Origin of the sequence: Jiangella ureilytica (assembly GCF_004348545.1) — a bacterium.
Classification (GTDB): Bacteria; Actinomycetota; Actinomycetes; order Jiangellales; family Jiangellaceae; genus Jiangella; species Jiangella ureilytica.
Window position 1 is genome coordinate 45,761 of sequence record NZ_SMKL01000030.1, and the last position, 18,596, is coordinate 64,356.

At 72.1% G+C, this 18,596-nt stretch carries 18 protein-coding genes and 2 pseudogenes; 16 read left to right on the forward strand and 4 right to left on the reverse strand.

All coding sequences use genetic code 11. The annotated features are described in order from the left end of the window. Positions 1-150 precede the first annotated feature (150 nt). Both E1212_RS14930 and E1212_RS14935 read left to right on the forward strand, forming a co-directional pair. Positions 151-657 (forward strand): HNH endonuclease, encoded by a 507-nt coding sequence (locus tag E1212_RS14930; RefSeq protein ID WP_131983776.1) that lies wholly within the window; start codon positions 151-153, stop codon positions 655-657. An 80-nt stretch (positions 658-737) separates the two neighbouring features. Beyond that, positions 738-1,205, forward strand: coding sequence for a YflT domain-containing protein (locus E1212_RS14935; protein ID WP_131983778.1), 468 nt, complete (start codon positions 738-740; stop codon positions 1,203-1,205). On the opposite strand, the gene E1212_RS14940 is transcribed toward E1212_RS14935, so the two are convergent. Then, entirely contained in the window at positions 1,202-2,218 is a 1,017-nt protein-coding gene (locus tag E1212_RS14940) for a magnesium and cobalt transport protein CorA (RefSeq protein WP_162605477.1), read from the reverse strand. The genes E1212_RS14935 and E1212_RS14940 overlap by 4 nt on opposite strands. A 45-nt stretch (positions 2,219-2,263) precedes the next feature. Here E1212_RS14940 and E1212_RS14945 point away from each other — a divergent pair, with 45 nt between their 5' ends. Continuing rightward, the gene (locus E1212_RS14945; protein ID WP_131983782.1) at positions 2,264-2,863 is read left to right on the forward strand and encodes a histidine phosphatase family protein; all 600 of its coding nucleotides are present in this window, start codon (positions 2,264-2,266) and stop codon (positions 2,861-2,863) included. 705 nt (positions 2,864-3,568) lie between these two features. Here E1212_RS14945 and E1212_RS31090 read toward each other — a convergent pair. The 3 genes and pseudogenes from E1212_RS31090 to E1212_RS31100 all read right to left on the reverse strand — a co-directional run. After that, positions 3,569-4,711 carry an ABC transporter permease gene (locus E1212_RS31090; RefSeq protein ID WP_420814381.1) on the reverse strand — a complete coding sequence of 381 codons (1,143 nt, stop codon included), beginning with the start codon at positions 4,709-4,711 and terminating at the stop codon, positions 3,569-3,571. A gap of 36 nt (positions 4,712-4,747) precedes the next feature. Next, positions 4,748-5,224 (reverse strand): annotated as a pseudogene (locus tag E1212_RS31095) (ABC transporter ATP-binding protein); the annotation flags it as partial. 156 nt (positions 5,225-5,380) lie between these two features. Next, positions 5,381-5,929: pseudogene (locus E1212_RS31100) on the reverse strand (FHA domain-containing protein); the annotation flags it as partial. A gap of 221 nt (positions 5,930-6,150) precedes the next feature. Between E1212_RS31100 and E1212_RS14955 the strand changes: the two are divergent. The 13 genes from E1212_RS14955 to E1212_RS15020 all read left to right on the forward strand — a co-directional run bounded on the left by E1212_RS14955 (position 6,151) and on the right by E1212_RS15020 (position 18,595). Continuing rightward, the gene (locus E1212_RS14955; RefSeq protein WP_131983786.1) at positions 6,151-7,443 is read left to right on the forward strand and encodes a homoserine dehydrogenase; all 1,293 of its coding nucleotides are present in this window, start codon (positions 6,151-6,153) and stop codon (positions 7,441-7,443) included. A gap of 14 nt (positions 7,444-7,457) precedes the next feature. Next, entirely contained in the window at positions 7,458-8,528 is a 1,071-nt protein-coding gene (gene thrC, locus E1212_RS14960) for a threonine synthase (RefSeq protein ID WP_238992352.1), read from the forward strand. Further along, positions 8,525-9,433: a homoserine kinase gene (thrB, locus tag E1212_RS14965; protein ID WP_131983790.1), complete on the forward strand. Its 909-nt coding sequence runs from the start codon at positions 8,525-8,527 to the stop codon at positions 9,431-9,433. The genes thrC and thrB overlap by 4 nt, the downstream gene beginning before the upstream one ends. 258 nt (positions 9,434-9,691) lie before the next feature. Further along, positions 9,692-11,857: a transcription termination factor Rho gene (rho, locus tag E1212_RS14970; RefSeq protein ID WP_131983792.1), complete on the forward strand. Its 2,166-nt coding sequence runs from the start codon at positions 9,692-9,694 to the stop codon at positions 11,855-11,857. A gap of 132 nt (positions 11,858-11,989) precedes the next feature. Then, positions 11,990-12,211: a 50S ribosomal protein L31 gene (gene rpmE, locus E1212_RS14975; RefSeq protein ID WP_131983794.1), complete on the forward strand. Its 222-nt coding sequence runs from the start codon at positions 11,990-11,992 to the stop codon at positions 12,209-12,211. Between the two features lie 148 nt (positions 12,212-12,359). Continuing rightward, the gene (gene prfA, locus E1212_RS14980; RefSeq protein WP_131983796.1) at positions 12,360-13,475 is read left to right on the forward strand and encodes a peptide chain release factor 1; all 1,116 of its coding nucleotides are present in this window, start codon (positions 12,360-12,362) and stop codon (positions 13,473-13,475) included. Continuing rightward, the gene (gene prmC, locus E1212_RS14985; RefSeq protein WP_131983798.1) at positions 13,472-14,344 is read left to right on the forward strand and encodes a peptide chain release factor N(5)-glutamine methyltransferase; all 873 of its coding nucleotides are present in this window, start codon (positions 13,472-13,474) and stop codon (positions 14,342-14,344) included. The genes prfA and prmC overlap by 4 nt, the downstream gene beginning before the upstream one ends. Positions 14,345-14,351: 7 nt before the next feature. After that, positions 14,352-14,999 (forward strand): L-threonylcarbamoyladenylate synthase, encoded by a 648-nt coding sequence (locus E1212_RS14990; RefSeq protein ID WP_131983800.1) that lies wholly within the window; start codon positions 14,352-14,354, stop codon positions 14,997-14,999. Positions 15,000-15,015: 16 nt separating this feature from the next. Next, the gene (locus tag E1212_RS14995; RefSeq protein ID WP_131983802.1) at positions 15,016-16,131 is read left to right on the forward strand and encodes an MraY family glycosyltransferase; all 1,116 of its coding nucleotides are present in this window, start codon (positions 15,016-15,018) and stop codon (positions 16,129-16,131) included. Positions 16,132-16,198: 67 nt separating this feature from the next. Further along, complete coding sequence (locus E1212_RS15000) at positions 16,199-16,648, forward strand: hypothetical protein (RefSeq protein ID WP_131983804.1); 450 nt, start codon at positions 16,199-16,201, stop codon at positions 16,646-16,648. Between the two features lie 346 nt (positions 16,649-16,994). Continuing rightward, the gene (gene atpB / locus E1212_RS15010) at positions 16,995-17,780 is read left to right on the forward strand and encodes a F0F1 ATP synthase subunit A (protein ID WP_131983808.1); all 786 of its coding nucleotides are present in this window, start codon (positions 16,995-16,997) and stop codon (positions 17,778-17,780) included. Positions 17,781-17,807: 27 nt separating this feature from the next. After that, complete coding sequence (atpE, locus tag E1212_RS15015; RefSeq protein WP_046771352.1) at positions 17,808-18,011, forward strand: ATP synthase F0 subunit C; 204 nt, start codon at positions 17,808-17,810, stop codon at positions 18,009-18,011. A 14-nt stretch (positions 18,012-18,025) separates the two neighbouring features. After that, positions 18,026-18,595 carry a F0F1 ATP synthase subunit B gene (locus E1212_RS15020; RefSeq protein WP_131983810.1) on the forward strand — a complete coding sequence of 190 codons (570 nt, stop codon included), beginning with the start codon at positions 18,026-18,028 and terminating at the stop codon, positions 18,593-18,595. Position 18,596: the final 1 nt, after the last annotated feature.

Here is an 18,596-nt window from a genome sequence, read left to right on the forward strand (position 1 = left end):
GTCGTTGCACTGTAGAGGCGGGTCCGCACGGGCGGGCGCCGCCGGCGATTGGTCCAGATTTTGCCGTTCCGTTCCTTGCCGAGTGAGTAGGCCACACTAGAGTCAGAGCGACGAGCCCTGACCCGGGCTCGGGAAGGAGGCGTGTGCGCTATGAACACACTCGTTCTGAACGCCTCCTATGAACCGCTCGCCGTGGTCTCGGTCCGCCGGGCCGTCATCCTCATCCTCACCGAGAAGGCCGTCGTCGAGCACGCCGACACCGAGAAGCTCATCCGGTCGGCCACCCGCGAACTGCCCACTCCACTGGTCGTGCGCTTGCTGCGGTTCGTCCGCGTCCCCTACCGGCGCAAGGTGCCGTGGTCACGCAGCGGGGTGCTCGAGCGTGACGGCCGGCGTTGTGCCTACTGCGCCGGCCGCGCCAACACCATCGACCACATCGTGCCGACCTCCCGCGGCGGTGCCCAGCGCAGCTGGCTCAACACCGTCGCGGCGTGCGTGTCGTGCAACCAGCTCAAGGCCGACCGCACACCGGCCGAGGCGGGCATGACCCTGCTCGTCGACCCGTTCGAGCCCAAGGCGCACCGCGCGCTGGTCCTGGCGCTGGGTGTCACGGCGGCCGCGGACCTGCCCGACTGGCTCATCGCGTCCACCGCGTAGCCGGAGTCTGCCCGCCGCGCGTCGAATGAGCCGCCGGATGATCGGCCGCGCGAGTACTGTCGGCCTCAAGGAGGTGCGTCATGGTGAGTCCTGTTCCCGGTCTCCCGACCGGCATCGTCGTCGGCACGTACGACGACTACCCCGCAGCGCAGAAGGCGGTCGACTTCCTCGCCGACCAGAAGTTCCCCGTCGAGAACCTGGCCATCGTCGGCAGCGACCTCCGCCAGGTCGAACGGGTCACCGGACGGCTGACGTGGGGCAAGGCGGCCCTCGGCGGACTGGCGACGGGCGCCTGGCTGGGCCTGTTCGTCGGCCTGCTGCTCGGCCTGTTCACCGACGAGGGGTGGCTGGCGATCATCCTGCTCAGCGTGCTGTGGGGCGCCATCTTCATGATGATCTTCGGGTTGGTCGGCTACGCGCTGACCGGCGGCCGGCGCGACTTCACCTCGCAGAGCGTCACCGTCGCCAACCGGTACGAGATCTACTGCCAGCACCAGCTCGCCGACGAAGCCCGCAACCACCTGGCCAAGCTCTCGCTGCAGACCTAGAGCCAGCCGCGGCGCTTGAAGTTCCAGTACAGGACGACGCAGATCGCCGCCATCACGAGCATGACCGCCGGGTAGCCGAACACCCAGTGCAGTTCGGGCATGTCGGTGAAGTTCATGCCGTAGATGCCGGCGATCGCCGTCGGCACCGCCACGATCGCCGCCCATGACGTGATCTTGCGCATGTCGTTGTTCTGCGACACCGACAGCTGCGCGAGGTTGGCCTGCAGCATCGAGTTGATGATGTCGTCGTGGGCGGCGAGCTGGCCGTGCACGTGGTCGAGGTGGGCGCCGACGCCCTGGAACAGCTGCTGCACCTTCGCCTGCACCGGCTCCGGCGCGTGCTGCATCAGCGTGCGCACCGGCGGCCCCAGCGGCACGACGGCGCGGCGCAGCTGCAGCAGCCGGCGCTTGGCCCGGTAGATGCGCCCGGCCTGGTTGCCGCTGGTGTCGTCGAACACGGCGGCCTCGATGTCGGTGAGGTCGGACTCGAACGCCTCGGCGGCCTCGGTGTACTCGTCGACGGTGGCGTCGGCGGTCGCGTACAGGACCGCGGCCGGGCCGTGTGCCAGCAGCTTCGGCTGCTCCTCGAGCCGCTGCACGATCGCGGGAACGGGGTCCGGCCCGCCCTCGCTGAGGGTGACGGCGAAGTCGGGCCCGGCGAACACCGTCAGCCGGCCGGCGTCGCGCACCCCGGTGGCCTCGCCCTCGTAGGCGACTCGGTGCAGGACCAGGTAGACCAGCCCGTCGTAGAGCCCGGCCTTCGTGCCATGCCGCTCGTCGCGGGCGTCGTCGACGACGAGCGGATGCAGCCCGAACTCCGACGCGACGGCGCGCACGTCCTCGCCCGTCGGCTCGTGCAGCCGGACCCAGACGAACCCCTGCCGCTCACGGGCCGCCGCGACGGCGTCGTCGTACTCCCGGCCGGGCTGCAACCGGCCGTCGCGGTAGAGCGCCCAGTCATCTGGGGCTGGCGTCGGACCTCGCGGCCGGCTGCCTCCTTCCCCCACCGTCACGGTTTCCTCCTCACCGAGCCGACTCCCCGGACTAGCGTTACCAGCATGGCGACGATCCGGCACACAGATCAGCCGACTCACCGGCCCGAGATCTGGCTGGTCCGGCACGGGCAGACCGAGTGGAGCCGCGACGGCAAGCACACCGGTGCCACCGACCTGCCGCTGACACCCGTGGGCGAGGAAGCGGCCAGGTCGCTGGCGGCGCGGCTCGACGGCGCCGCGTTCGGCCTGGTGCTCTCCAGCCCGCTGCAGCGGGCCCGGGTGACGGCCGAGCTGGCCGGCTTCGCCTCGGCGGAGCTCGACGACGACCTGCGCGAGTGGGACTACGGCGATTACGAGGGCATCACCACGCCCCAGATCCGCGAGACCGACCCGGACTGGTCGCTGTGGACCGACGGCGCGCCCGGCGGCGAGCGCCCGAAGGACGTCGAGACCCGCGTCGACCGGGTGGTCGAGCGGCTGCGATCCTTCGACGGGGAGAAGGCGCTGGTGTTCGCGCACGGTCACATCCTGCGTGTCCTCGGCGCCCGCTGGGTCGGCCTGCCGGTCGCCGACGGCGCTCGCCTGCGGCTGGACACGGCGACGGTGTCGGTGCTCGGCTGGGAGCGCGAGACGCCCGCCATCGACCGATGGAACGCCCCCTGAGCTGACGTTTCGTCGGGGGTGCGTGGGGGGTGCGTGGAGTTCCCCGTCCCCCTGCTGCCCATTCTCTTAGCCGCGAATCCGCGCCTCAAGCGGACCGGTGGGCGCTGCGCGCCCTGGGGGTCCGCTTGACCCGCCCGTCCGGGGCCTAAGAACGGGCAGCTATCAGGGGGACGGGGGAGTCTGGCGACGGGCGCGGCGTCCTGGCGGCCTGCTGGCGTCCGCGATGTGGGATTTGGCGCGTTTCGGGGGGCCGTCACGAGGTTCTCTGCCGCTTCACGAGGCATGCATGCCTGGTGATGTGGCAGAAGGCCTGGTGATGTAGCGGATCGCCGATGATCATCGCGGTGCACAGTCCGGCGAACCGGGGCGAAACGGGCACGCGGGCGGCGAGGCGTGCCCAGGTTCTCCCCGTCCCCCTGATAGCTGCCCGTTCTTGGGCCCCGGGTGCCCGGGTCAAGCCGAAGCCCCGCGAGCACAGCGGCGGGGTGACCACAGAGGGCGCCGGCTTGAGGCGGGTGCCCGGGGTTAAGAGAATGGGCAGCAAGGGGGACGGGGAGCCCACCTCATCACCCCCGACCGACTCGGCGAGGAGCCAACCCGCCCTTGGAGATGATCGGCGGGTGCCCGGAGAGTCGAGAGAATGGGCAGCAAGGGCGACGGGGAGCCCACCTCGAACCCCCGCCCACCTCACCGCCCCGGCCAACCTCAGATACTCCGCAACCGCCTCCGGGCGAGCCAGGCGTAGCCCGTCCCCAGCACCGCCAGCGCGATCAGCGCCCCCAGCCAGGCTGCCGGATGGTGGCTCCACAGCGCGTCGTCCGGGGCGTTGGGGACCAACTCGGTGACGTCGACCGTCGATGCGGCCGCGGCGTAGCCCCAGCGCGCCGGGACCAGCCAGGACAGCTGCGACACGACGGCCTGGCCCGTCACCTCGATGAGGCCGCCGCAGAGCACCAGTTGCGCCATGATCGCGACCACCAGCGGCGGCATCGTCTGCTCCGGTGTGGAGACCAGCGACGAGATCAGCAACCCCAGCAGCGCCGACACGATGGCCGTCGCCGCCAGGGCCACGCCCACCTCGACCTTGCCGGTGCCGAGCAGCACGCCGTCCTCGGGCCCGGCCCGGAACCAGTACACCAGCCGCAGCAGGATCAGCGTCTGCACGACGACGACACCGCAGAACACCGCGATCTTCGCCGCAAGGTAGGCGTCGGGCATCAGCCCCGCTGCTCGCTCGTGCCGGAAGATGCGCCGCTCGGCGACGAGGTCGCGGACGGTCGCGGCCATGCCCATGAATGCCGCCCCGACCACCAGGACGACCAGCAGCCGCATCGCCTCGGTGCTGCGCGGGCTCGCCGGCCGGGCGAGGCCGGTCTCGTCGGGAATGGCGAAGGTGAGCAACGCGAGCACCATCGGCAGCACCAGCAGGAAGCCGGCGTAGCCGCGGTCGGCCCAGATGAGCCGGAGCTGACGACGGGCCAGCACCCAGGTCTGCTGGCGGCGGCGCTGCTGGTCGATGGCCTGCGGGCCCACGATCTCGGGCAGCTCTCCGACGGTGCGCGGCCCGGCGGTTCCGAGGCGGGCCAGCCGGCGCGCGCTGGCCGCGGGATCTCCCGCGTCGGGCCGCCCGTAGCCGCTCGCACGGTCCAGCCAGGTCAGCGGGTTCAGCCGGTGCAGCCACGCGCGCACGTCGGCCGAGGAGACGGCCGGGCCCGACGACGGCGGGGGCGGCGGCACCGCCGCGTTGAGCCGCTCGAAGATGTCGGCCCAGTCGCTGGTGCCGAAGTGGGCCTCGATGCCGCCCGGCGGGCCGAAGTACTCCACGCGCCCGCCCGGCAGCAGGATCATCACCTCGTCGCAGAGATCGAGATGGGCGAGGTCGTGGGTGGTGACGATGATCTGGCGGCCGCCGTCGGCCAGCTCGCGCAGCCCGGTCATGATCTGCCGGACGAGGGCGGGGTCGAGGCCCGCGGTGGGCTCGTCGAGGATCAGCAGCGACGGCCGGGTCAGCAGCTCGAACGCGATGGCGAGCCGGCGCCGCTGGCCGCCGGACATCCGCCGCACCTGCGTGTCGGCGTGATCGGACAGCGACAGCTCGCGCAGGACGTCGTCGATGCGCTGCCTGCGCTCGGCGGCCGTGGTGTCCTGCGACAGCCGCAGCTCCGCGGCGTACTGCAGTGCCTTGCGGGCGGTCAGCTGTGCGTGCGCGATGGTGTGCTGCGGCACGACGCCGATGCGCCCGTGCACTTCCTCCTGCTGCCGGTGCGGGTCGATGCCCTGGTAGCGGACCGAGCCCTGCGACGGCTCCAGCTCGCCGCTGATCAGCCGCAGCAGCGTCGACTTCCCCGAGCCCGACGGCCCGATGAGCGCCACCAGCCGCGGCCCCGCCACGTCCAGCGAGACGGCCGACGTGAGCACCTTGCCGTCGGGCAGCGCATAGTGGACGCCGGAGACGTCGAGGCCGCCGCTCGACGGAGAGTCGGGCACCGGCAGCACACCGTCGCGGGTGACGACGAAGCGCACCTTGCCGAAGGTGACGACGTCGCCCTCGGCCAGCTGCGCGGTCTCGACGTCGGCGCCGCGGAGGAACGTCTGGTGGTGCTTGTCGAGGTCCTCGAGGTACCAGCCGGCCGCGTTCGGGGTGAGCCGCGCGTGGTAGCGGGCGGTGAGGAGGTCGTCGATGACGATGTCGTTGTCCGGCGCGCGCCCGACCCGGATGACCGACGGCGGCGGCGACGGCGGCGTCCCCGGCCCGGCCGCGACCGAGCGCGACGCCAGCGACACCGCGGGTCCGGACGGCCCGCCCAGCGTCAGCTCGACACCGTCGTCGACCGGCACCTCGGTGACCCGGACGCCGTCGCGCCAGGTGCCGCCGGAGCTGTCGGCGTCGCGCGCGACCCAGCCGCCGTCGTACGCGACGGTGAGATGCTGGCGTGAGACGCGGGACTCGGGGACGACGACGTTGGCTCCGGCCGCCCGCCCGATCCGGACGACCCCGGCGGACGGCGGGAAATGCTGGGTCACCCCGCCGACGGTGACCCGCAGCACGCTCACGCGCGGAATCATACGACCGAAGGCCGGCCGCAGGTCCCAGGCGGCAGGAGTGCCGCAAGGGGAAAGGACGGAGGTGAGGGCAGCCCACCGAGGGCGTCGCGGGGGAGCGAAGGACTTGCGGCCCCGCCGCGCATGGTGAGACGGATGTCTCGCATCATGGATGGAAGGCGCGAGATCGTCCGGACCTCCCGGACACTGGTGTCCGAACGTCCGACCGGGGTGAAGGGGGAGTGATGGCCAGCCTGCGCGTGGCACTGCTCGGATGCGGTGTGGTGGGCACAGAGGTCGCCCGCCTCCTGCACGAGCACGCCGACGACCTCGCCGCCCGGGCCGGCGCCCGGCTGGAGCTCGCCGGCATCGCCGTGCGCCGGGTCGGCCGCGACCGCTCCATCACCGGCGTCGACCCGAGCCTGTTCACGACCGACGCGCGCGCGCTCGTCGAGCGCGACGACGTCGACCTCGTCGTCGAGGTCATCGGCGGCATCGAGCCGGCTCGCGGGCTGCTGCTGGCCGCCATGCAGCGCGGCGCTTCCGTCGTGACGGCGAACAAGGCGCTGCTCGCCGAGGACGGCGTCACGCTGCACACCGCGGCCGAGAAGCACGGCGTCGACCTCTACTACGAGGCCGCGGTGGCCGGCGCGATCCCGCTGCTGCGCCCGCTGCGCGAGTCGCTGGCCGGCGACCGCATCAAGCGCGTGCTCGGCATCGTCAACGGCACCACCAACTACATCCTCGACCGCATGGACAGCGAGGGCAGCAGCTTCGCCGAGGCGCTCGAGGAGGCGCAGTCGCTCGGCTACGCCGAGGCCGACCCCACCGCTGACATCGAGGGCTTCGACGCCGCCGCGAAGGCCGCCATCCTGGCCGGCATCGCGTTCCACTCGCCGGTGACGGCCGCCGACGTGCACCGCGAGGGCATCGCCGAGGTCACGTCGGCCGACGTCGCGTCGGCGCAGGCCATGAACGCCGTCGTCAAGCTGCTGGCCATCTGCGAGCTCTCGGCCGACGGCCAGGGCGTCGGCGTGCGCGTGCATCCGGCCATGCTGCCGCGCACCCACCCGCTGGCCAGCGTCCGCGGCGCCTACAACGCGGTGTTCGTCGAGGCCGAGGCAGCCGGCCGGCTGATGTTCTACGGCCCCGGCGCCGGCGGCGTGCCCACCGCGAGCGCCGTGCTCGGCGACCTCGTGACCGCCGCCCGCAACCGCATCGGCGACGCCGTCGGGCCGCGCGGCTCGTGGTACGCCGACCGCCCGGTGCGCCCGATGGGCCAGACCGTCACCCGGTACCACATCAGCCTCGACGTCGACGACCGCCCGGGCGTGCTCGCCGCCGTCGCCGCGGTGTTCGCCGAGCACGACGTGTCCATCGAGACCGTCCGCCAGCGCGCCGAGGGTCCCGACGACGCCGAGCTGGTGATCGTCACGCACCAGGCGGCCGACGACGCGCTGGCGGCGACTGTCGACGGGCTCACGCGACTCGATACCGTTCGTGCTGTCCTTTCGGTGATGCGCGTAGAAGGCGAGTGACCACCATGGCTGTCGTGACTCAGTCTCGGCTGTGGCGTGGCGTGATCGAGGAGTACCGCGGCCGGCTGCCGGTCACGGCGGCCACCCCGGTGGTGACGCTGCGCGAGGGCGGGACGCCGCTCGTCCCGGCTGCGTGGCTGTCCGAGCAGACGTCCTGCGAGGTGTACCTCAAGGTCGAGGGCGTCAACCCGACCGGCTCGTTCAAGGACCGCGGCATGACGGTGGCCATCTCGAAGGCCGCCGAAGAGGGCGCCGAGGCCGTCGTCTGCGCGTCCACCGGCAATACCAGCGCCTCGGCCGCCGCGTACGCCGTCCGGGCCGGCATGCGCCCGGTCGTGCTGCTGCCCGACGGCAAGATCAGCGGCCCGAAGCTGGCCCAGGCCGTGGTGCACGGCGGCGTCATCGCGTCGGTGCAGGGCAACTTCGACGACTGCCTGCGGCTGGCCCGCGAGCTGGCCGAGACGTACCCCGTCGCGCTGGTCAACTCCGTCAACCCGTACCGGCTGGCCGGGCAGAAGACCGCCGCGTTCGAGGTGGTCGACGACCTCGGCGACGCGCCCGACCTGCACGTGCTGCCGGTTGGCAACGCCGGCAACATCTCGGCCTACTGGCTGGGCTACAGCGAGTACGCCGCCGACGGCCCGGCGAGGCGGCGCCCGCGCATGTGGGGCTTCCAGGCCGCCGGTGCCGCGCCGTTCGTGCACGGCGGCCCGGTGTCGTCGCCCGAGACGGTGGCCAGCGCCATCCGCATCGGCAACCCCGCCTCGTGGGACCTCGCCATCGCCGCGCGCGACGACTCCGGCGGCCTCATCGACGCCGTCACCGACGAGCAGATCCTGGCCGCGCAGCAGGAGCTGTCCGGCCGCGAGGGCCTGTTCGTCGAGCCGGCGTCGGCGGCCGGCGTCGCGGGCCTGCTGCATTACGCGCGCACCGGGCGCGTCGACGCCGGGCAGCGCATCGTCGTCACGGTCACCGGGCACGGCCTCAAGGACGTCGACACCGCAAGCGCCTACTACGGCGAGATCCGCCCCTATGTCGTCCCGGCCGAGGCCGGCGCCGCCGCGAAGGCGCTGGGCCTGGCGTGAGCCCCACCACGGCGTCGGTCCGCGTCCGCACGCCCGCCACCAGCGCCAACCTCGGTCCGGGATTCGACACTCTCGGCCTCGCGCTGAGCCTGCACGACGAGGTCGAGGTGACGGCGACCTTCGGCGGGCCCGAGGCTCCGGTCGAGGTGACGGTCGACGGCGAGGGCGCCGGGTCCGTGCCGCTCGACGAGCGCCACCTCGTCGTCCGGTCGCTGCGCGCCGCCTTCGCCGATCTCGGTGAGCAGCCGTCGGCGCTGCGGCTGAGCTGCCGCAACGCGCTCCCGCACGGCCGCGGGCTGGGGTCGTCGGCCGCCGCGATCGTGGGCGGCGTCGTCGCGGCTCGCGCGCTGAGCGGGATCACGGAGCACGACGACGCCCTCGCGCCGGCCGACCGCCTCGAAGGACACCCCGACAATGTCGCCGCCTGCCTGCTGGGCGGGCTCACCGTCGCCTGGCGCGGCGACGACGGCGCCGCCCGGGCGACCCGCGTCGACGTGCACCCCGACGTGGTCCCGGTCGTGTGCGTGCCGTCGTTCGAGGTGTCGACGGAGAAGGCCCGAGGACTGCTGCCCGACAGCGTCCCGCATGCCGACGCCGCCGCCAACGCCGGCCGCGCCGCGCTGCTCGTCCACGCACTCGGCCGGCGGCCGGACCTGCTGCTCGACGCCACATCCGACCGCCTGCACCAGCACTACCGCGAGCCGGCCATGCCACCGACGTTCGCGCTGGTCACGGCGCTGCGTGCGGAGGGTCTGGCGGCCGTCGTGTCCGGCGCCGGGCCGACCGTCCTGGTGCTCGCGACCGGCGACGAGACGGGCCGGGTCGGGGCACTCGCCGAGGGGTGGGACGTCCGCGCATTGCAAGTGGACACGCGGGGTGCCGTTGTGGAATCCGCCACGGTGTGAGCGGGCCCGACCGGGGTGGGTCAAACGGCTGACGACGTGCTACGCTCGCTGTGCACCGACGTTCTGCTGGTCGGTATCCCATGGTGGTGACGTTCGTCGCCGATGGCCATGGTCTTCGCCCATCTCCTACGGTTCGCACGTGCGGATTCGGCAGAGGGGCGGCCCATCAGTCCGCGTCGTGCCTTTCCTCGGGAACCACCCGAGGTGTTCGATGCATCGGCTTGTCTGAACCGATGCCGGTCCAGGGAAGGACCCTGAGTGACTAATACCGAGATCCCCGGCGTCACTGGGACGCCGGACGTTCAGGCGTCGTCCGACGACGCCGCCGCGGCGAAGCGCCCCGCGCGCCGCCGCGCTGCCGGCCTCGAGGGCATGGTCCTGGCTGAGCTGCAGCAGCTCGCCGCCGGCCTCGGGCTGAAGGGCACCGGCCGCATGCGCAAGGGCGAGCTGGTCGAGGCCATCAAGGCGGCTCAGTCCGGCGGCTCGGCGCCGGCCGCCGCCGAGACGCTTCCGGTCGAGTCCGCCGCACCGGCCGCCGCTCCGGCCGCCGCGCCCGCCACCACCGGCCGCAGCCGCCGCAGGGTCCAGCGCCCGCAGGCCGCCGCCGAGTCCCGCCTCGACGAGGTGGTCGTCCCGGCCGAGGCGCCGGCCGCCGACGCGCCGGCCGCCGACGCGCCGGCCAAGGCGCCCTCGCAGGTGCCGGCCGAGCCGCAGGCCCGCGAGGAGTCGCAGCCCGAGGAGCGCCCGCGCCGCAACCGGCGCGACAACCGCGGCAACGACGACACCCGCGGCGGCGACGACAGCGGCGAGAACACCCGCGACGACCAGCGGGGCGACGACCGCGGCGCCGACGATCGCGCCGACTCGCAGGACGGCGACGACGAGCAGGGCGAGCGCCGCGACGGCCGCCAGAACGACCGGCGCGGCCGCGACAGCCGTCAGGGCGGCCGCGACGGCGACCGCCAGACCGACCGCGAGAGTGGCCGGCAGCGCGACCGCCAGCAGCCCGACCGCGACCGCCAGCCCGACCGCGACCGTCAGCCCGACCGCGACGGCGCGCGTCAGGACGCCGACGGCGGGCGCCAGGGCGGTGGCCGCGACGACGCCCAGGACGATGACGACGACCGCGGCCGCCGGCGGCGCCGACGCGACCGCCGCGGCAGCAACCGCGACCGCAACGACCGCAACGATCGCACTGACCGCGACCGCGACCGCGACCGCCGCGGCGGCGGCCGCGAGCGCATCGAGGAGCCCACGGTCTCCGAGGACGACGTCCTCATCCCGGTCGCCGGCATCCTCGACATCCTCGACAACTACGCGTTCGTGCGTACGTCGGGCTACCTGCCCGGCCCCAACGACGTGTACGTGTCGCTGGCCATGGTCCGCCGCTACGGCCTGCGCAAGGGCGACGCCGTCACCGGCGCCGTGCGCCAGCCGCGCGAGGGCGAGAAGCAGCAGAAGTTCAACGCGCTGGTCCGGGTCGACACCATCAACGGCGCCGACCCCGAGGCCGCCAAGCAGCGTCCGGAGTTCTCGCGGCTGACCCCGCTCTACCCGCAGGACCGCCTGCGCCTCGAGACCGAGGCGACGAACATGGCGACGCGCATCATCGACCTCATCGCGCCCATCGGCAAGGGGCAGCGTGGTCTCATCGTGTCGCCGCCCAAGGCCGGCAAGACGCTGATCATGCAGGCGCTGGCGCACGCCATCACGCAGAACAATCCCGAGACGCACCTCATGGTCGTCCTGGTCGACGAGCGGCCCGAAGAGGTCACCGACTTCCAGCGCACCGTCAAGGGCGAGGTCATCGCGTCGACGTTCGACCGCCCGCCGGTCGACCACACCATGGTCGCCGAGCTCGCCATCGAGCGGGCCAAGCGGCTGGTCGAGCTGGGTCACGACGTCGTCATCCTGCTCGACGGCATCACCCGCCTGGGCCGCGCCTACAACCTGGCGGCCCCCGCCAGCGGGCGCATCCTGTCCGGTGGTGTCGACTCCAGCGCGCTGTACCCGCCGAAGCGGTTCTTCGGCGCCGCGCGCAACATCGAGAACGGCGGCTCGCTGACCATCCTGGCCACCGCGCTGGTCGAGACCGGGTCCAAGATGGACGAGGTCATCTTCGAGGAGTTCAAGGGCACCGGCAACATGGAGCTGCGGCTGCGCCGCGACCTCGCCGACAAGCGCCTGTTCCCTGCCATCGACGTCGACGCGTCGAGCACCCGGCGCGAGGAGATCCTGGTCTCCCGCGAAGAGCTGGCCATCATGTGGCAGCTGCGCCGCGTGCTGTCCGCGCTCGACCCGCAGCAGGCCATCGAGCTGCTGCTCGACCGGCTCAAGAAGACCAAGAGCAACGCCGAGTTCATGCTCACGGTCCAGAAGACGACGCCGGCCATCGGCGGCAACGGCTCCAAGGACGCCGACTGACGTTCCGGGCGGGGCCGCCACGGTTTGGCCGCGGCGGCCCGCACCTGGAATACTGATCTGCTGGCTCCGGTTCACGGTGCGACGCCCCGTCGTGCCGACCCGGCGGCCCATGACACGCCAGGAGTACAGAGCATGAAGTCCGACATCCACCCGGCCTACGTGGAGACCACGGTCACCTGCACCTGTGGCAACACGTTCACCACCCGGAGCACGGCGGCCAACGGCGTCATCCACGCCGACGTCTGCTCGGCCTGCCACCCGTTCTACACGGGCAAGCAGAAGATCCTCGACACCGGCGGCCGGGTCGCGCGCTTCGAGTCGCGCTATGGCAAGAAGAAGTCCGACGCCAAGTAGGTCTTGGGCGGGGGCGCCTGTACTGCTCTGCCAGCTGCGTTCGACCCGGCGGTGAAGCATGCCGGATCGAACGCTTTGACGCTGGCTGCCGCAGTACAGGCGCCCCCGCTGTCCTATCGGGTCGGGCTTGTTGGTGAGAGGGGTCAGCATGTTCGAAGGTGTCGAGGCGCTCGTCGCCGAGCATGCCGAGCTCGAGCAGCGCATGGCCGACCCGTCCGTGCACGCCGACCCCGCGCTGGCCAGGCGGCTGGGCCGCCGCTACGCCGAGCTGTCGGCCATCGTCAAGGCGTACGCCGACTGGCGCCAGGCCGGCGGCGACCGCGCCGCCGCGCTGGAACTCGCCGCCGACGACCCCGCGTTCGCTGCCGAGGCCGACGAGCTGGGCGCCCGGCAGGCCGACGTCGCCGAGCGGTTGCGCACCTTGCTGCTGCCGCGCGATCCCAATGACGACCGCGACGCCATCCTCGAGATCAAGGCGGGCGAGGGCGGGGCCGAGTCCGCGCTGTTCGCGGCCGACCTGCTGCGCATGTACCTGCGTTTCGCCGAGCGGGCCGGCTGGAGCACCCAGGTGCTCGACGCCGAGGAGTCCGACCTCGGCGGCTACAAGGACGTCTCCGTCGCCGTGAAGGCGCGCGGCACGCCCGAGCCCGGCACCGCGCCCTTCGCGCGGCTCAAGTACGAGGGCGGCGTCCACCGCGTGCAGCGGGTTCCGGTCACCGAGAGCCAGGGCCGCATCCACACGTCGGCGGCCGGGGTGCTGGTGCTGCCCGAGGCCATGGAAGAAGATGTCGAGGCGGCCATTAGTCCCAACGACCTGCGCATCGACGTGTTCCGGTCGTCCGGCCCCGGTGGCCAGAGCGTCAACACCACCGACTCCGCCGTGCGCATCACCCACCTGCCCACCGGCATCGTCGTCTCGTGCCAGAACGAGAAGAGCCAGCTGCAGAACAAGGAACAGGCCATGCGCATCCTGCGCGCCCGGCTGCTGGCGGCGGCGCAGGAAGAGGCCGAGCGCGAGGCGTCCGACGCGCGGCGCAGCCAGGTGCGCACCGTCGACCGCTCCGAGCGGGTGCGCACGTACAACTTCCCCGAGAACCGCATCTCCGACCACCGCACCGGCTACAAGGCCTACAACCTCGACGCGGTGCTCGACGGCGACCTCGCCCCGATCGTGCAGTCGCTGGCCGACGCCGACGCCGAGGCGGCCCTCGCGGCCACCAGCGAGGCCGGCGTGGCCGCCACCCGCGAGGACGGCGGCGCATGACGACGGCGCCGCCGCTGCTCGAGCAGCTGCGTGCGGCCACCGTACGGCTGGCCGCCGCCGAGGTGCCGTCGCCGCGGCACGACGCCGAGGCGCTGGCCGCCCACGTGCTCGGGGTCGAGCGCGGCGCTCTGCTCGCCCAGCCGGAGCCGGACCCGTCGTTCGCACCCCGCTTCGACGAGCTGGTCCGCCGCCGCGCCGGTCGCGAGCCGCTGCAGCACCTCACCGGCGAGGCGCACTTCCGGCACCTGACTCTGCAGGTCGGGCCGGGAGTGTTCATCCCGCGGCCCGAGACGGAGCTCACCGCCGGCGTCGCCATCGACGAGGCGCGGGCGGTCGTCGCGGCCGGCCGGGTGCCCGTCGTCGTCGACCTCTTCGCCGGCTCCGGCGCCATCGCCGTCTCCGTCGCCACCGAGGTGCGCCCGGTCATGGTGCACGCCGTCGAGCGCGAGGACGACGCCGTCGCCTGGCTGCGCCGCAACGCCGCCGGCAACTCCGTCATCGTGCACCGCGACGACGTCGCTCTGGTCGCGCAGCGCAGCCTGTCCATGCTGCTCGGCCAGATCGACGTCATCGCGGCGAACCCGCCGTACATCCCGGCGGCCGCCACCATCCGCGACGCCGAGGTCGCCGAGTACGACCCGCCCGCCGCGCTCTGGTCCGGCGACGACGGCCTCGACGCCATGAGGGTGCTCGCCGACGTGGGCTCGCTGCTGCTCAAGCCCGGTGGCCTGCTGGTCGCCGAGCACGCCGACGTGCAGGGAGAGGCCGCGCCCGAGGTGTTCCGGCGCCACGGCGGCTGGACCGAGGTGAGCGATCATCTCGATCTCTCGGGCCGCCCGCGCTACGTCACCGCCCGCCGTGCGGGATGATGGCACCGTGAGTCCGCTGTACGACTGTTCCGACGAGACCAAGCGCCAGCGCGGCGTCGCCGCCGCGGCGCGCGCCATCGGCAACGGCAAGCTCATCGTGCTACCCACCGACACCGTCTACGGCATCGGCGCCGACGCGTTCACGCCCGAGGCCGTCGCGGACCTGCTGCAGGCCAAGGGCCGCGGCCGCGACATGCCGGTGCCGGTGCTGGTCGGCTCGCCCGCCACGCTGGGCGGCGTCGCCGTCACCGACAAGACCATCGAGGCGCTCGTCGAGGCGTTCTGGCCGGGCGGGCTGACGCTCATCTGCCGCCAGCAGCCGTCGGTGCGCTGGGACCTCGGCGACACCGGCGGTACCGTCGCCGTCCGCATGCCCGACCACGAGATCGCCGTCGAGGTGCTCGAGACCACCGGCCCGCTGGCGGTCAGCAGCGCCAACGTCACCGGCCACCCGCCGGCGCAGACCGCGCGCGAGGCCCGCGACCAGCTCGGCGACAGCGTCGCCGTCTACCTCGAGGCCGGCCCCACCGACAGCGACACGCCGTCGACCATCGTCGACGTCAGCGGCGGGGTCCCGCGGGTGCTCCGCCAGGGCGCCCTGGGGCTCGCCGACCTCCAGGCCGTCGTCCCGGAGCTCCAGGGCGCGGAAGACTAGGAGGCGCGGTCCGCCGGTGCGCGAGTATCTACTGACCTTCTTCATCGCGGCCTCGGTCACGTACCTGGTGGTGGGGCTGGCGGGCCGGTTCGCCTACTGGGTCGGAGCGGTGCCGCCCACCCGCGACCGCGACGTGCACCGCGAGCCGGTGCCGCGCCTCGGCGGCATCGCCATGCTGGTGGGCCTGCTGGTCGCGATGCTGGTCGCGAGCTACCTGCCGCGCATGCGCGACGTCTTCGAGCAGTCCAGCGACGCGTGGGCGCTCATCCTCGCCGCGGTCGTCATCTGCCTCATCGGCGCCGCCGACGACATCTGGGAACTGTCGGCGCTGGCCAAGTTCGCCGGCCAGGTGGTCGCGGCCGGACTGCTGGTGGCGCTCGGCGTGCAGCTGCTCTACCTGCCGCTGCCCGGCGGGACGTTCGTGCTCGACTCCACCCAGGGCGCCATCATGACGGTGCTGCTGGTGGTGGGCGCCACCAACGCGGTGAACTTCGTCGACGGCCTCGACGGGCTGGCCGCGGGCGTGGTCGGCATCGGGGCCGCGGCGTTCTTCTCCTACGCCTACCTGCTGTCGGTGCAGAACAACAACCCGTCGTACATGACGACGTCCGCGCTGGTGTCGGTGGTGGTCGTCGGCATCTGCGCCGGGCTGCTCCCGCACAACGCACATCCGGCGAAGATCTTCATGGGCGACTCCGGCGCGATGCTCATCGGGCTGCTGCTGGCCGCCGGGTCGATCAGCCTCACCGGCCGGCTGCCCAGTCAGGACGTCGACACCTCCAGCTTCCTGCTGACGCTGTTGCCGCTGGTGCTGCCGCTGGCGGTCATCCTGCTGCCGTTCCTCGACATGATGCTCGCCGTCGTGCGCCGCACCCGGGCCGGCAAGTCGCCGTTCGCGCCGGACAAGATGCACCTGCACCACCGTCTGCTCGAGATCGGCCACTCGCAGTGGCGCGCGGTCGCGATCATGTGGGTGTGGGCGGCGCTGGTCTCCGGTGGCCTGGTCGTCATCGCGCTCGTCGGCGGCTGGACCACCTACGTGCTGCTGGCGCTCGCCGTCCTCGTCATGATCGCGTTCACGACCGGCCACCCGCGCCGCCTCTTCCGCCGCGGACACGTGACCGCGATGTGAGAAATGGCACGTCGCGCCCGGGTGCGCGGCGAATCCGCCCCGCGCCAGGCCGTAGGCTGGGGCCGTCATGACCCGACCCGCACCTCAGCCGGCCCGCCGGCGGCAGCCGCTCGCGGCCGCCCGGCCCGCCCTGCTGCTCACCCTCGTCGTCGGCGCCGGATGCGCCGTCGCCGCGTCCGTCGTCGCCGGCTCGGGCGGCCTGTGGGCCGCCATCGCCGCGACGGCGCTGGTCATCGCGTTCTTCGCCAGCGGGGCGCTGCCCGTCGTGCTGGCGCGGTACCTGCCGTCCAACGGCATGGCGGGCGCGGGTGTGCTGATCGTGACGTACTCGCTGCGGCTCGCGCTGATCTTCATCGTGCTGGGCGTGCTGACCACGGCCGACGGTGTGGACACCCGCTGGCTCGGATTGACGCTGATGGCCTGCGCGCTGGTCTACACGCTGACCTACGCCGTGACGATGTTCCGCGAGAACGCCCAGCGTGGAGGCACTCCGGCAGCCACCGGCGGGCCGGAGTGACCGTGATCATGACGGGGTGGCGGGCTGGTAGTGGGACCCGATTTCACTACGCGCTGGGCCACCCAGTAGTATTCGAGTCGCCATGAGCCCGGACGATCCCGATGACACACGTCGGACGGATCAGACCAGTGCGTGGGATGCCTTCTCGCTGGTCGTGTCCGGAGTAGCGGTATGGGGTGGCGTCGGCTGGCTCGTCTCCGAGTGGCTCAACAGTCGCGTCTTCCTCGTACTGGGGCTCCTGGTAGGGATGGGCTCCGCTCTGTACCTCGTATGGGTCAGATACGGTAAGCCCTGACCTGGACCTCCTCGTCGAGCGCGTCCGCGAGCGCGCTGAAGAAAGGACCCCGTGAGCACTCGGATCGTTGCCGAGTCGGGATTCCACAGTCCCGGGCCGGCTGACTTCGAATTCCCGCCGCTGTTCGGCGAGGGTACGTTCTTCACCAAGCCGATGCTGGTCATCGTGCTGGGCACCATCGCCGTCGGCGCATTCTTCTACTTCGCGGCCCGGCGCAGCACGCTCGTCCCTGGCAAGTTGCAGTTCGCCGGCGAAGCGGTCTACGGATTCGTGCGCGACGGAATCGCGCGTGACGCCATCGGTCGCGAGGGCATCAAGTACGTGCCCTACCTCGTGACGCTGTTCGGCTTCATCGCCGTCCTGAACATCTCCGGCATCATCCCGGTACTCCAGCTGCCGGCCACCTCGAAGATCGCGATCCCGCTGTTCCTGGCGCTGATCTCGTGGGTCATCTACAACTACGTCGGCATCAGCCGGCAGGGCTTCGGCGGCTACTTCAAGAACATGATGTTCCCGCCCGGTGTGCCCAAGGCGATCTATCCGCTGCTGGCGCCGCTGGAGTTCTTCTCCACCTTCATCGTGCGGCCGTTCACGCTCACCCTCCGTCTCACGTTCAACATGTTCGCCGGACACCTCGTCCTGTTGCTGACGATTCTGGGTGGCGAATACCTGATCTTCGAGTACCAGGGGCTGGTCGGAATCGCGGCCGGCAGCGTGTCGATTCTGTTCAGCATCGTGCTGACATTCTTCGAGGCATTCGTCCAGATCCTCCAGGCTTACGTTTTCGTCCTGCTCTCCGCCATTTACATCGGCGGCGCTCTCTCCCACGAGCACTGAGCTTCACTTAAAAGGAAAGGAAGAAAGATGGAAGGCTCGCTCAACATGGTCGGTCTCGGCCTCGCGGCCATCGGCCCGGGCGTCGGCATCGGTCTGATCTTTGCTGCCTACATCAACGGCGTGGCTCGCCAGCCCGAGGCGCGCAGCGTCCTCCAGGGCATCGCGATCCTCGGCTTCGCCCTCGCTGAGGCGCTGTTCATCATCGCCATCGGCCTCGCGTTCGCCATCTGATCATGGCTCTCTCGATGGCACCGATCGCGGTGATAGCGGCGGAGGATGGACCCGATCCGCTGCTGCCGCACACCTCCGAGCTGATCGTCGGTCTGGTCGCCTTCGCCCTGCTGTTCTTCTTCCTCCGCGCGAAGGTCTACCCGATCTTCGAGAAGACCTACGCGGAGCGGGCCGCCGCGATCCAGGGCGGCGCCAGGAAGGCCGAGGAGGCGCAGGCCGAGGCCCAGCGCCTGCTCGAGGAGTACCGCGCCCAGCTGGCCGACGCCCGCAGCGAGGCGGCTCGCATCCGCGAGGACGCCAAGCAGCAGGGGGCGGCCATCATCGCGCAAGCCCGCGAGGACGCCGAGACCGAGGCCAAGCGGGTCACCGCACGGGCCGAGGCGCAGCTGCAGGCCGAGCGCGAGCAGGTCCTGCGCGAGCTGCGCGGCGAGGTCGGCACGCTGGCGACCACGCTGGCCGGCAAGGTGGTCGGCGAGTCGCTGCAGGACGACGACCGGTCCCGCCGCGTCGTCGAGCGGTTCCTGGCCGACCTCGAGACCGCTCAGGCCTCTGACGCGGCGAAGCCCGCCGCAGGGGACTCGTGAG